Source organism: Candidatus Ulvibacter alkanivorans, assembly GCF_003333325.1.
Lineage (GTDB): Bacteria > Bacteroidota > Bacteroidia > Flavobacteriales > Flavobacteriaceae > Ulvibacter_A > Ulvibacter_A alkanivorans.
Genome location: NZ_QOLC01000043.1, coordinates 1 through 13,223, shown reverse-complemented (window position 1 = coordinate 13,223; position 13,223 = coordinate 1). Strand labels below are relative to the sequence as shown.

Sequence of the window (13,223 nt, the reverse complement as noted above, 5' to 3'; positions counted from 1 at the left end):
CGACCAACGAAAGACCATTTGCCAAATAGTCGAATGATTCGTTTAATTCCAAAACTGTGTCTTTACAACGGTTTATCTGTTCAATATCTGCCTGTTGTCTTATGCAAGAATTATTTTTCATAAGGCAAAGTTACAATTATTTCTTATTTAAGCAAATACTTAAATAAGAAAAGAATGATATGTAAATTTTGATCATTATGTTCCTTTTGTTTTGATTTGTGTTTTGCAAAAACTAAAACTACCGAATTGTACATCTGTTCTTTTAGCTTGTAGGTGAAGGTATTGCAGGCTTTACAGTTAATTGTCTTTTAAAACTACAAAACAGAAAATTTTGTATGGTGTTGAATGGTGTTGTGTGGTCCTCTGATACACAGCGAATTTTGTCAAATCCTTTTTTTAATTCCGATGTTAATTCCTCTTCATTGTATTGTTTTATTTCAAGTCCGCTACATTTTTTTGGTCCGTTTTGTGAAAAGGTTCCTATTATTAAATAACCTCTTACAAATTTTGATGCTATCTTAATATATTTTTTAATCTGGTCATCCGTTGTAAGAAAATGAAAAGTTGCCCTATCGTGCCAAACATCGAAAGATGTATCTGGTTCAAATTCGGTAATGTCGCTTACAATCCAATTTACTTTACTTGCCTTTTCTCCCAGTCTTTTTTTAGCTTTCGCAATTGCTTTTTCTGAAATATCAAGTACAGTAATGTTATTATACCCTTCCTTGAGTAAATAGTCAACAAGTTTACTGTCGCCACCACCAATGTCTATAATTTTTGCCTTTTTATTTAGTTTGAACGAACGTATAAACTTCAGTGAAGTTTTTGGTATTTCTTGCGTCCAACTTACCTGGTCTGGATTTTTAGTTTCGTAAACTGTTTCCCAATGTTTCTTTCTGTCTAATTTCATTTTGATATCTAAATTCGGTTCATTGGTAAATCAATATATCATCTACTGATTTAAATACCCCTTTAATAGTGGTAAACACACCTTAAATCTCATCCAAGGATTTTCGGTTTTTTGTCACAGATTTCTTGAACTGCGTGGGTGTCATTCCCGTTACTTTTTTGAATTGATTGCTTAAGTACGCAACGCTACTATAATGTAATTGAAAAGCTATCTCACTCAAGGTTAATTCATCATAGACAATGAGTTCTTTTACACGTTCAATTTTTTGGTTGATGATGTATTGCTCGAACGTGATGCTTTCTACCGACGAGAATAGGGAACTTAAATATTTATAATCCAAGTTAAGTTCGCCAGTAACAATATCTGCCCATTTTAATTCGGTCTTTTCATTGGAATAATGTATTTTCTCAATTACCAAATTTTTCATTTGCTCGATAAGCAGACTTTTACGGTCGTCAATCAAACTAAATCCTGCATTTTGTAGCTTTTTTTGCAAAGATTTTTTTTCGAATTCATTGAGCATCGAAACCAATTCTACTTCTCCTAACTTGACAGCTTTGTAATCAATGTTCAATCCTACCAAAATTTGGGAAACTGCGGATATACATCTCGGACAGACCATATTTTTTATGTGGATGGTATTATTCATAGGTTGAAAAAATGCCTAATAAAATCTAAATTTAGATATATGATTAGTATTACAGCAGCAATAAATAATCCTATCATCGCTGAAATTCCGATAACCTTATCTTTTTTTGTAATCGGATTTTTGTGTTTATATGTATTTTTCTTGTTTTTTCTTCTATTTCTTCTACTTTCACTCATCATCTTTCTCCTCTTTAAAATATTAAAGGCTGAAGAATCCGCTTTTACCAATTAACTCTAACCCTGATTATTTTAACGTATCTCTAACCTCACCACAGGTTAACATTGCTTCGCCATAATATGGGTTACGGACTTCTTCCTCTAAACTTATCCAGTACGCTCCCTTATTATTGTCTGCCATTGGACAAAACTGGATATAAATATTTTCATTGACCCCAAAGAGCTGTACACTACTTATCATATGCGCAGACAAATGCTTAAAATGCCCTCTTTGTTTTGAAATATCCGTATTACTTGAAATTGCGTTTGCCGAAGTATTTAATTCCTTTTGAATTGTCATCCAATGGTTATGTGCTTTTTCATCGGATAACAACTTCATATCTACATTTTTCAGGGATTGTATTATTTGTTTTCCTGCTTGTTGTGCATTTTTGGCATCATCATTAACCAGAGCATCTTTTAAAAGAATATAATCATCAAACACCTGTTTTAACTGGCCTTGAAATTTGTTTGAAACAGCTATCCTTTCTTTCATTTCTGAATGGTCAGCATTCTCCTTACTATCTCCAGAATTGTTTCCTTGCATACCTAAATGCCCTTCGTGACCGGTCATTGTTTTGCCACCAGCTGTGTTCATCATAGATTTTTTGCCTTGTAATTGTGCAGCAGCATCTACTGTAAACGTGCCATTAGTTACCACTTCATCACCATTTTGAAGACCTTCAATTATGGTATAGGTGTCTCCATTGGCATTACCGAGTAAGACTTCTCTCATTTCAAAAATAGCTTCGTTAGGATTAGTTTTAACATAAACCACAGAACGTTCACCAGTCCACATCACAGCTGTAGCAGGAACTGTTATTTTACTTGAAGTGCTTTCTTGAGCACCTTCAATTTTACCTTCGACAAACATACCTGGTTTAAATAGGTCGTTCTTATTATTAAGTACTGCTCTAACTACGACGGTACGTGTAGAAGAATTTAATAAAGGGTCAATAAATGAAACTTTTGCATCAAATACTTCATTGCGATACGCATTGGTAGTCACTTTAATGGTTTGACCAACTTTCAAGGAAGCAATCTGATTCTCATAGGCATCAAATTCTGCCCAAACCGTATTGAGATTTGCTATTTTATATAATGGTTGTCCTTGTTTTACATAGTCACCCTCTTCTACCATTTTATGCGTTACTGTCCCAGAAACGGTTGCATAAACAGGGAAATTTTCTTGCACTTTTCCGGCGGTCTCTATAGCATTAATTTGCTTTTCAGAAAGTTTCCAAAGCTTTAGTTTATTCCTCACAGCTTTATAGAGTGCTGGCTGTGATTCCTTCAACGATGCAGCCGTGAGTAATTCTTGTTGGGCAGAAACTAATTCAGGTGAATAAATAGTTGCTAAACGCTGTCCGGCACCTACACGTTCTCCTGTAGTATTAACATAGAGGTTTTCAATTCTTCCACCAAAATAGGTGACCTGCACAGCGTTGGATTCTTCATTGGGCTTTATCTTTCCAGATAGTTTTAATGTGCCACTACCCATCTGACCTTGTCCTACGACCGACGTTTGTATGTTAGCCAGTGCCATTGCATTTTCGGTCATCTTAATCTCATCCGCAGACAGACCGTCTGCTCCGGCCTCAGCTGGAATGAGGTCCATTCCGCAGATTGGGCAATCGCCAGGTTCGGGTTGCATAATTTGTGGGTGCATTGAGCAAGTCCACATCTGCTCAGCACTTTCACCTGAATGATCGTGCGAATCTGACATATCGGACAAGTCCTTTATCGCCTGTTCATCATTTCCAGACCCTCCAAATATGAGCCATCCTCCCAATAGCCCTACTACTAAGGCAAGGCCAATAAATATTAAATTCTTTTTCATAATATTAGTTTTAAAAGAAATAGTGCAAGTACTATTCCTCTTTTTTGTTTTCCAATCTGTAAATAATCTTTTTCATTTGTGCTATCTCACGCAACTGTGCTTCTATGATTTCCTCAGCAAGTTTTTTGGCTTCTGGGTCTTTTATGTCGGCTCTTTTACTTGTTAAGATTGCAATAGAGTGGTGTGGAATCATTGCTTTCATCCAGAGAACGTCACCTACAGTTGATTTTTGTTCGCGTACCAGACCCAATGCACTCACAAAAAGTATTAAACTCCCCAAATAAATAGCTATGTTCTTTTTCTTGTTCTTATACATATTTAGCATTAATGACAACATAATTACTGCCATTGCAGCTATACCGAGGCAAACCATATAAAATCTTGTAAGGCTAAACCAAACGTGGTCCCATTCGTAGGTATTTAGGTACATTGTGATGTACATTGCTATAAATGAAAGCCCAAGCATAGCCATAAACTTTCCGTAAGTATTTTTCTTCATTCCGTCGTGTGTGTTTTCTTTTGAATCCATTGTTTTTGGTTTTTAAGTTATTATCTATTTAAGCTTCTTCTTTAATTTTCTGATTGATGGGGAACTGATGTACCATAGTACAAAACCACTTAAGACTGTTATCAATCCCAAAAGTGAAAATGCCCTTAATAGCAACGTGTTGAAATTATCCCTTCCCTGATAATCCATTGTATGGGTCATCCAAAGAAAATCAAACCAACGCCAGTCTCTATGTCTCACCGTTTGAAAAGCGCCATTCTCAACCGCCACATAGGCTTTTAAATTTAGTGGCACATCATACGAGATCTCATAGGCTGGAAGTGGGCGACCGCGATATTCGTGATGTGGCCCTACCGAATCGACTAATTGAATTTTTGCTATTTCCAAATCGTTCAGCATATACCTATTTGCAACTTGTTGAGCCTCTTCTTTAGTAATTCCATTTTTCCCTTGTCCTGTTCTGGCATTATAAAGCTGTGCTTCATTAATCCAATAGTAAGGTTCATTTGCTATTTCCAGTAATTCCAATGATTGGACGGGTTCTTTAGTAGCGAGTTGGGACGTGCCGAGCAAATCATTAAATGAGGTCTGTACAGGTGCTTCTTTCTTAAATTGGTCACCGTGTATCTCGTCGATGTCCGTCCAGCTGAAATACATCCCACTAATCGTCCACATCAAAAACTGAATACCTAAAAAGATACCCAAGTAGCGGTGTGCTTTTCTAATCCATTTCGCTGTTTTTCTGTTGACCATATTACTTTATTTCGAAAGGAAACTCAATCGTTACTTTTTCCCAACTCATTGAGATTGTTCCTGAAGTCTCTGTTGTTTTGTTTATTTTGTACTCTAAATGTTCCTTGATTTCTTCGGAAATTTTAGGCGTTGCTTTAAATCGTAATACATCATCGCTCGCATCATAGTCATCCTTTCCGTGTTGGTTCCAATTTCTGTTGAAAATGACAGTCCATTCTTCCTGATTTGGAATAACAAAAAATCCATATTTTCCGGCTTTCAATACCTTGCCATCAATTTCTAAATCCTTATCTGTTTCCAACCAAGTGGCCATATGGGCACCAGCCTGCCAGACTTGGTCATACGCCAACAGTCCACCAAAAATTATTCTATTCCTTACGCCTGGGGAAGAGTAATCTATATGGATATGAGCATCGCCAACCATTGCCATTGTTTCGGTATGCGGACTTAATGGTTTTTTCTTGTCGGGTTCAGCGGTTTGAGAAACTGTTTCTATTTCTTCCTTCACAACTTCTTTGGTCTCTTTACTTTCTTGTTTGCAAGAGACTATTAGAGAAATGATTAATACTACAGAAAAATGGATGTGTTTTTTCATTATATTTTACTTTTTATTCCTTGACGAAGAGTGCGTTTTAATTATTTTCCATTTCCCATCTATCTTCTTAAGGATAGAAGTTGCCACCCCTTTTTTCTTTATCGTTCTACTATTGCCTTCATCATCTGGGTTGAGAACGATAGTGTAGATATAGGTTTCGGTAGTAAAGGCGTAGGGCAAATCTACTTCTGCATCAATTTCATAATCTGAAAATTCAAACTTCTTGAAATGACCTAATTCTGGCCCTAAGTGATGTTCTATATAGTGTGCGTATGAGCCTTCAACACCGCCAGATTCAAAAACTTCTGAGTCTTTTGTAAACAACTCAAAGGTGCCTTCAGTCGTCAGGTTTTGCAGCGCATCCTTATAGGTTTTCATTACTTTTAGAACAGCTTCTTTCTCGGTGCCTAAATCTACATTTTGGCTAAACATTTGGCCTGTGGCAAACGTAAGTAGCATTAGGATTGTTGTTAATTTTAGAGTTTTCATAATTTTAGTTATTAAGGGTTATTTATTTACTCGAATTCTATTCACATTTGCGATACCAAATACAAGGACAAAAAATCTGAGGGCCACCTCAAGTGCCACCAAGGTTTTAGCTGTGACCGTTATCGGGATTATATCGCCGTAGCCTACAGATGAAAATGTAATTAGACTGAAATAGGACATATCGAAAAATACCAACAGCCCGTTATTTCCCGAACTATTATTTATCTTGAAATGAGTAGAATCAAAAAAATGTAATGCTGTATAGTCTATAGCGAATGAAAGTACAATCAGGACAATTAAAAATCCGAATAACACTAAAACGTGGCTCAGCAAATGGCTCTGTCCGATAATTTTCATTAATTGATTAAAGGATAAGGCTATGATAAATCCTATCTTTATTAGCGTAAGGGCCAATAGTATAACCACAGCACAGATAGCATTAATATTAGGCAAGACATACAGCCCGATAGCTGTAGCAATAAGCACTACCAATAGTACGTACTTTGAACTATTGAAAAGTTGCCCATAAAAGGCAGCCGTGGTTTCTATATCCTTTTCTTCACTCATTCTTTTGAGGGTTTTATAAAAATTTCTTGATATGTCTTTGTTTCGGTTTCGTTTATACGTCTAACAATGTATTTTCTATGTACGCCCGTTCTATTTTCAAGTCCCATTGAACCCAGTAACTCTTTAAAGGCTTGCATTGTGTTTTTATGGTAATTGGCTACTTTGTTCTTCTTGTCTTCCACAACTAATGACGCTACCCTCGACGGTACCATTGTGGTTATGCCGGTAGGACAAGTATCTAAATTGCATTTTAAGGACTGCACACACCCCAAGGCAAACATCATTCCTCTGGCACTATAACAGGTATCGGCGCCGAGTGCCAACATTCTATAGATATCAAAAGCCGAAATGATTTTACCAGCTGCCATTAATTTTATCTCATCTCGCAAGTCATAATTTTTAAGAATCCGGTTTGCGAAATGAATAGCTTCAACGATCGGCAGCCCTGCCCAATGAAGTGATTCCATATGGGCAGCGCCCGTACCTCCTTCGGCACCGTCAATGGCAATGAAGTCTGGATAATTTTGCTTTTCAGCGAAAGATTGAACCATTCTTTCAAATTCATCTTTTTGCCCAATACATAGTTTAATACCAATTGGTTTGCCATTGGAAAGTTTTCTCAATTTTTCAACAAACGAAATCATTTCTTCATCGTTTCCAAATGCTGAATGGTGCGGTGGCGATAGTATTTCGGTACCCTTTTCAACATCCCTGAATTTTGCGATTTCTTCTGTGTTTTTCTTTGCAGGCAGTATAGCTCCAAATCCTGGTTTAGCTCCTTGCGAGATTTTAATTTCAATCATTTTGACCACCTCGTACAAGGCAATTTCCTGAAACTTTTCGGGGTCGAAATTACCTTCTTCAGTACGGCATCCGAAGTAACCGGTTCCGATTTGAAATATGATATCAGCCCCATACTCCTGATGATAGGGTGTAAAGCCACCTTCACCCGTATTTTGGGCAAAACCAGCTATTTTAGCACCGCCATTAAGGGCTAAGGTCGCATTTTTGCTTATTGAGCCATAGCTCATTCCCGCAAGATTCAGAATGCTTGCAGAATAGGGCTTATCACATTTGGAACTTCCAAATGTTACTCTAAAATCATCGTTGACTTCTTTTGCCGGATAGGTGGAATGTGTAAACCATTCACGACCAACTTTATCATACGGTATTTGTGTACCAAAAGGTTGACTTTTATTAGCATTCGCAGCACGTTTATAGACTATTTCTTTTTGTATCCAGTTAAAGGGCTTTCCTTCCGTCCTATTAAGCAAAACGGTTTCTTGGACAACGTGTCGTTGTTTTTCCAGAAAATTGGTAATTCTACCAAATAATGGAAAGGTACGTCTAATGTTATCTGATTTATGAAAATAATCGATTAGTCCTAAAATCAAGAAAGGAAGTAATACCAATGCAAGCCACCACAACAAGGGGTACATAATGATTATGGTTGCTACCGCCAAAACCAATATGATGCTCGTTATGATAAATCCTTTTCTCATAATCTTTGTTTAATGTGAATGCCCATCTCTTTCCTGGTGACCTTCTTCACTTTCGGTTTCAATATAATTTCCTTGTGGGCCCACTCCCTCTATATATACCAACTGTGAACCATAATGTCCTGCTTCGGAAACTGAATATGCCGAAAAGGCCATAACTACAAAAACTGCTATTTCAAAACCACGCTTTAGTTTGACCCAAAACAGGCTTACTATTTTCAGAACTGCTGCAAGGGCACTTGACCATAGTGTCCAATCGGCATATTTATCGTGTTGTTCCAGTACGCTTTTTGCCATTTCGGTAAGTCCTTCTGTATGCGGGTGCACAAATGTTCCAGCGACATAAGCCCCAATAAACCCAGACCCTACCATTAAGAGAATAACCCAGTCCATTGTCCGGTTCAAGGTAAACAACTGTATCAATTGTAAAACCACCGCTAACAGCAATAGTACAATGGGAAAATGTACGACCAAAGGGTGTAGGTTGGGAAACGCATCAAAATCTGCTTTTACGGAATCTGATTGTACAGCTGATGCTATGCTGGCCGATAATTCAGTTGCATCAAGGCTATTTCGTTCTTCATTTAAGGCAAAGGTTTTGGTCAAACTACCTAAGAAGGCAATGACCAAAATGGCTGAAAAAAAATGTTTTGTTTTCATCTCTTACGGTTTTTAATTAGTACCCAATTAGTTGCAGTACCAAAGTCCCATGAACTATGCTGGCTATGATAGCGTACACGATATAATTGAACCACTTTTTTAACGGGTTTTTGATCTGTGCTTTGCTATTACCTGTATTGCAACAATCTTTCATTACCTATTTATTTTTCAGTTTTCTTTAATGAAGCTGAAACCCTAAATTTATACTTGATAATGAGAGGCGAACTGGTATTAACCAATCAACCATTTCAAATGTTCACCTCCCAAAACCAAGTACTCTTCACTAAACTTCTCTTTTTCAAAAGTTTTAAATTGCCTGACATAGGAAGAGAGATGTTATTATTTTAAGGGTTTAATCCCTCTCCCTTGTGCAGGCTGCTACTAACCAAATCAACTTTTCTATTTCACAAAATCTGTTGTGCCTAATTAAGAGAAAGGGTTTCATTAACCAACCAAACAGTATGAACCCTCTCTCTTATTAGGACTTAAATTTTTGCCTGACCTGGGAAGAAACTAACACTAACCATCATCTATTTTTCCTTCCCACGACAGGACTTAATGACTACTCAAGATATTCCGGACATTTTATGTATTCCGTTAACTAATAAACCAGAACAACAAAAAATGCTTAGGGAAGGGATTATCTACTGAATAGTCTTTTGTACTTTGCCGCATTTAAGCATTCTACTGCCGTAATATGGGTTTCTTATCTCGTTGTCTGTACTTAACCAAGCACTACCCTTATCGTACATAGGGCAAAATTGTTGGTACAGTGTGTTCTTTGTTCCTGTAATCGCCACCATATCCGTTATATCTTTGCTCAATGTTTTAAAATGCTCTCTTTGATGGTCAATAGCACTTTCAGCAATATGTTCTGCGTGTTCTGTAGCATCTTCTATAATATCGGCCAATTCTTCTTGTTGTTCTTTGGTATAGCTACTGGTATCAAAGGCTTTAAGAGAAGCTACCAATTTTGTGCCTTCTTGGGCTGCCTTTTTGCTATCGTCTGCCACCAAGGCATTCTTTAGACTGAAGTAATCATTTAAAATTGCTTCTGCTTTTGCATCACTGTTCATATCCATCATTTTACCGTGGTCCATTTTATGGTCCATCTTCATTTTTTCCTTTTCCTGAGCATTGATAAAAGAAACTGCCAACAATAACATAGTGGCTATACTCATTTTTAACTTTTTCATCTTTTTATTTTTTAATTATTTATAAACTATTTTTTAATTGTGTTACCCAATTAATTATTTCTTCTGCCTCTGCTTCTGAAAACTTTGCGTCTCTATGAATGAACGTATAAGAATCTAAAGGCATTTCGCCATTTTCAATCTGTTTAATGATAGACCTTAGCTTACTGGTCTTTCTTCGGGTTGATAGTGAATCCCATTCGTTGAAATTCAGTTCGGCCTTGCCTTCTTTAATATGGTCTTCCAAAAACCAAGCAACAGGCTGAACTTTGTTATACCACGGGTATTGCGTATTATTACTGTGACAATCATAGCAGGATACCTGTAACTTGTTTTGAATGTTCTCTGGAACATCATTAACCAACATAAAATCAGTTTCGGGTACAGAATCACTTTGGTTACGAGATGATGGTATAAATTGAATACCTACAAACACCACCAATAAAACAATCGCTATGATTTTTACTATTTTCATTTAGTTGATTTCTCGCTGCACTTTGCCACAGGTTAACATTTTGCTACCGTAGTAGGGATTACGCACTTCCTCTTTAGTACTTAACCACGCCGTACCGCCATCATACATAGGGCAAAACTGCTCATATAGTTTCATCTCTGTTCCTGTTATAGCAACCATATCTATTAAATCTTTACTTAAAACTTTAAAGTGCTCTCGCTGATGTGCTATATCACTTTCTGAAATGTGTTCTGCGTGTTCAACTGCATCCACAACAATATCCTTTAATTCGGATTGCTGGGCATCGGTATATTGTGAAGCGTCAAAATTTCCTAAGGATGTTGCGAGGATTGCCCCAAGTTCTTTGGCCTTGCCATTATCGTCTGCCACTAAGGCATTCTTTAAATTGAAATAGTCATTAAGAATCGCTTGTGCATTACCGTCTCCGTTCATTGCCATCTCCATATCTTCACCATTGTGATGACCATCACTATTATTGTGATTTGGTTTTTCTTGATGCATCTCGTTGCTCATTGGTGCTGCCGGTTCATTTTTATTTCCGTCTTTACAAGCAGTAACACTAACTAAAGCTAATGCGATTATGGGTATAATTAATTTTCGTCTAATCATTTTCATCTTTGTTTATTTAAGGGTTATTTATTAATAGTTTTCTTTACCGACCCACATTTCAACATTTTATCGCCGAAATAGGGATTGGTTATTTCTTTAACATCGGCATACCAATAGGCACCTTCATTGTTAAATGCCATTGGGCAGAATTTTTTGTATATGGTTCCTTCAGATAGTGCATCTTCAAACATTGGCCCAGCCTTTTCGGTAAATTGTGCGAACAATTCTCTCAGGGCTTCAATGTCATCGGTATTGGCCATATCTTGTGCTAAGTTTTTCAGCTCCATCCTTTCCTCTTCAAAAGAGGCAGCCATATCTTTACTTATGGATCTTGCCCTTTCTGCATCGTCTCTTACAAGTGCCATTTTGATTTCAAGATAATTATGCCATACTTTTCCCGTCATTCCGTCAATAAAACCTTGGTCTGCGATATCTGCGGTTTTTTTCTTGGCCGCCTTCACCTCTTCAGGGGTGTTAATTTCTACGGTTTGTTTTTCCTTGCAGCTTACAATTGCAATGAATGCAAGGGTTAGAATTGAAGTTTTTAATAGTGTTTTCATTGTTTTTGAATTAAATTATTATTCTATAGTTTAAAATGTTTTGGGCCTAAATGGTCTAATATTTCTTTTAAATCTTGTCCTACGCTTTTTGCTATTTCTTCTATTTCAGATTTGTCAGAGATGCCCCAAGTTGTCTCAACGTCTTCGATAGAAACCTCGATTAAAGAAGCATCTTCGATTGCTTTGATGCTAATTTTACAAGGCACGAGTGAGGTCATTTGGATATCGTTGGACAGTAAGTTGGCAGCCGTTTCTTTATGACAAACCATCATAATTATTAGGTGAGACATATCGATGTCATAGTCCTTCAGATAGTCCGTAACATCCATTTCTCCGATGATGTCAAATCCTTTATCTTTTAAAACATTTCTTAACTGTGTTAGTGCCTCATCAAAAGTTATGGAACCGTAGCGTCTAACAATACTGTAAGATGTGTTTCGGCTCTCAGTATAATTCTGACTATGCAATCTTTGTTTTTTGTCCTCGCTATTTTCCATACTATATTTTATTTCAATCGGTTGACAACATTTTTGAGCCTCTCTGTAATTTCATTGGCAACATCATTTAATTTTTCATTCTCAACTGCCTGCATCGATGCTAGCGGATTAATTGCCGCTACCTCTACTGTAGTTTCATTTTTTTGTTGAACTATAACATTGCAAGGCAACATCGTACCTATTTTATCTTCTGCTTCTAGAGCCTTATGAGCAAATGGTGGATTGCAAGCACCTAAGATTTGATATCTTCTGAAATCAACATCAAGTTTCTTCTTTAGCGTTTCATTTACATTGATTTCTGTTAGTATTCCGAAACCTTCTTTTTTCAGTTCCTCAGTAACCTTTTCCATTACTTTGTCAAAGTCCTCATTCAGGGTTTTATTGAAATAATAGTTCATCATCTTAGTTTTTAGAATTAATCGATCGTTTTTGTTCTTTGTATTCATCTTTTGATATTTCGCCCTTTGCGAAACGGTTGTCGAGGATATCCATAGGATTTTCCTTGCTTTTAGAGCTTCGCAGACTTCTTCCTCTAAACAGGAATATGGCCAAAATCAAAATAATCGGTATTAGTATCCACCACCACATCATCATAACTATATCTTTTTAATTGTTAAATAAACTGTTCTCATTGCCAATAGATTTCGGGAATTTACTGCCCTTTATTCTTCATCTTTTCTTTCATTTTCTGCATCATTTCTGGATTTTTTTCCATCATCTTCTGCATCATTTCTTTCATCATTTCGGGGTTCTCATCCATCATTTGTGACATTCTTTTTTTCATCTCTTTTTTCATTTCATCATTACCGTGGATTTTTTCCATAAGCATTTTTCTCCCTTTTTCGCTCTGCATCATTTTGTTAAGCATCTTCTCTTGCATCTTCACCTTCATTTCTGGGTTTTCATCCATCATCTTTTGCATATGGGATTGCATTTTTTCTTTCATCTCAGGGTTTTTCTGCATCATCATTTTCATATTACCTGATTCCATTTGTTCCATATGGGATTTCATCAATATCATTTTGGCTTCTTCATTTTTTCGAGCCTCACTTATGAATGCAGCAAACTGAACAGGGTTTGAAATGATTTCTTCATAAACAGCATTTCTATTTTCTTCAACCTGCATAGTTTCACTTGCATTGAAAGTTGATTTGCAACCAACGAATGTTCCTAATATTCCTATTACCATTAAAAGTTTTACTGT

General features: G+C 36.7%; 19 protein-coding genes. All 19 read right to left on the bottom strand.

The annotated features are described in order from the left end of the window. Nucleotides 1-262: 262 nt before the first annotated feature. Entirely contained in the window at nucleotides 263-910 is a 648-nt protein-coding gene (locus DWA30_RS02935; protein WP_114491032.1) for a class I SAM-dependent methyltransferase, read from the bottom strand. Between the two features lie 82 nt (nucleotides 911-992). Continuing rightward, complete coding sequence (locus DWA30_RS02930) at nucleotides 993-1,559, bottom strand: helix-turn-helix domain-containing protein (protein WP_114491031.1); 567 nt, start codon at nucleotides 1,557-1,559, stop codon at nucleotides 993-995. Nucleotides 1,560-1,802: 243 nt separating this feature from the next. Next, on the bottom strand, nucleotides 1,803-3,614 hold the full coding sequence (locus DWA30_RS02920) for an efflux RND transporter periplasmic adaptor subunit (RefSeq protein ID WP_114491029.1): 1,812 nt from the start codon (nucleotides 3,612-3,614) through the stop codon (nucleotides 1,803-1,805). A gap of 31 nt (nucleotides 3,615-3,645) precedes the next feature. Further along, a complete protein-coding gene (locus tag DWA30_RS02915; RefSeq protein WP_085767758.1) occupies nucleotides 3,646-4,143 on the bottom strand; it encodes a DUF305 domain-containing protein in 498 nt (165 codons plus the stop codon). 24 nt (nucleotides 4,144-4,167) lie between these two features. Continuing rightward, nucleotides 4,168-4,875: a PepSY domain-containing protein gene (locus DWA30_RS02910; protein WP_114491028.1), complete on the bottom strand. Its 708-nt coding sequence runs from the start codon at nucleotides 4,873-4,875 to the stop codon at nucleotides 4,168-4,170. A 1-nt stretch (nucleotide 4,876) separates the two neighbouring features. After that, a complete protein-coding gene (locus tag DWA30_RS02905; protein WP_114491027.1) occupies nucleotides 4,877-5,470 on the bottom strand; it encodes a DUF2911 domain-containing protein in 594 nt (197 codons plus the stop codon). Nucleotides 5,471-5,476: 6 nt separating this feature from the next. Then, on the bottom strand, nucleotides 5,477-5,959 hold the full coding sequence (locus tag DWA30_RS02900; RefSeq protein ID WP_114491026.1) for a nuclear transport factor 2 family protein: 483 nt from the start codon (nucleotides 5,957-5,959) through the stop codon (nucleotides 5,477-5,479). 18 nt (nucleotides 5,960-5,977) lie between these two features. After that, nucleotides 5,978-6,526: an ion channel gene (locus tag DWA30_RS02895; RefSeq protein WP_114491025.1), complete on the bottom strand. Its 549-nt coding sequence runs from the start codon at nucleotides 6,524-6,526 to the stop codon at nucleotides 5,978-5,980. Continuing rightward, on the bottom strand, nucleotides 6,523-8,028 hold the full coding sequence (locus DWA30_RS02890) for an FMN-binding glutamate synthase family protein (protein WP_114491024.1): 1,506 nt from the start codon (nucleotides 8,026-8,028) through the stop codon (nucleotides 6,523-6,525). Before DWA30_RS02890 ends, DWA30_RS02895 begins: the two co-directional genes overlap by 4 nt. A gap of 9 nt (nucleotides 8,029-8,037) precedes the next feature. Then, nucleotides 8,038-8,685, bottom strand: a complete 648-nt coding sequence (locus tag DWA30_RS02885) for a DUF2231 domain-containing protein (protein ID WP_114491023.1) — start codon at nucleotides 8,683-8,685, stop codon at nucleotides 8,038-8,040. A 16-nt stretch (nucleotides 8,686-8,701) separates the two neighbouring features. Next, a complete protein-coding gene (locus DWA30_RS13255) occupies nucleotides 8,702-8,839 on the bottom strand; it encodes a hypothetical protein (protein ID WP_168421723.1) in 138 nt (45 codons plus the stop codon). Between the two features lie 490 nt (nucleotides 8,840-9,329). Next, the gene (locus DWA30_RS02880) at nucleotides 9,330-9,881 is read right to left on the bottom strand and encodes a DUF3347 domain-containing protein (RefSeq protein ID WP_114491022.1); all 552 of its coding nucleotides are present in this window, start codon (nucleotides 9,879-9,881) and stop codon (nucleotides 9,330-9,332) included. A 19-nt stretch (nucleotides 9,882-9,900) separates the two neighbouring features. Then, nucleotides 9,901-10,353, bottom strand: a complete 453-nt coding sequence (locus tag DWA30_RS02875; protein ID WP_085767750.1) for a heme-binding domain-containing protein — start codon at nucleotides 10,351-10,353, stop codon at nucleotides 9,901-9,903. Further along, on the bottom strand, nucleotides 10,354-10,968 hold the full coding sequence (locus DWA30_RS02870; protein WP_114491021.1) for a DUF3347 domain-containing protein: 615 nt from the start codon (nucleotides 10,966-10,968) through the stop codon (nucleotides 10,354-10,356). Between the two features lie 17 nt (nucleotides 10,969-10,985). Next, nucleotides 10,986-11,522, bottom strand: coding sequence for a DUF3347 domain-containing protein (locus DWA30_RS02865; protein WP_114491020.1), 537 nt, complete (start codon nucleotides 11,520-11,522; stop codon nucleotides 10,986-10,988). Between the two features lie 23 nt (nucleotides 11,523-11,545). Further along, the gene (locus tag DWA30_RS02860) at nucleotides 11,546-12,019 is read right to left on the bottom strand and encodes a DUF302 domain-containing protein (protein ID WP_114491019.1); all 474 of its coding nucleotides are present in this window, start codon (nucleotides 12,017-12,019) and stop codon (nucleotides 11,546-11,548) included. 8 nt (nucleotides 12,020-12,027) lie between these two features. Continuing rightward, entirely contained in the window at nucleotides 12,028-12,417 is a 390-nt protein-coding gene (locus tag DWA30_RS02855) for a DUF302 domain-containing protein (protein ID WP_085767746.1), read from the bottom strand. A gap of 4 nt (nucleotides 12,418-12,421) precedes the next feature. Next, nucleotides 12,422-12,511 carry an SHOCT domain-containing protein gene (locus DWA30_RS13415; RefSeq protein WP_245933849.1) on the bottom strand — a complete coding sequence of 30 codons (90 nt, stop codon included), beginning with the start codon at nucleotides 12,509-12,511 and terminating at the stop codon, nucleotides 12,422-12,424. A gap of 160 nt (nucleotides 12,512-12,671) precedes the next feature. Next, on the bottom strand, nucleotides 12,672-13,223 hold a 552-nt coding region (locus tag DWA30_RS02845; protein ID WP_245933848.1), incomplete at its 5' end, for a hypothetical protein.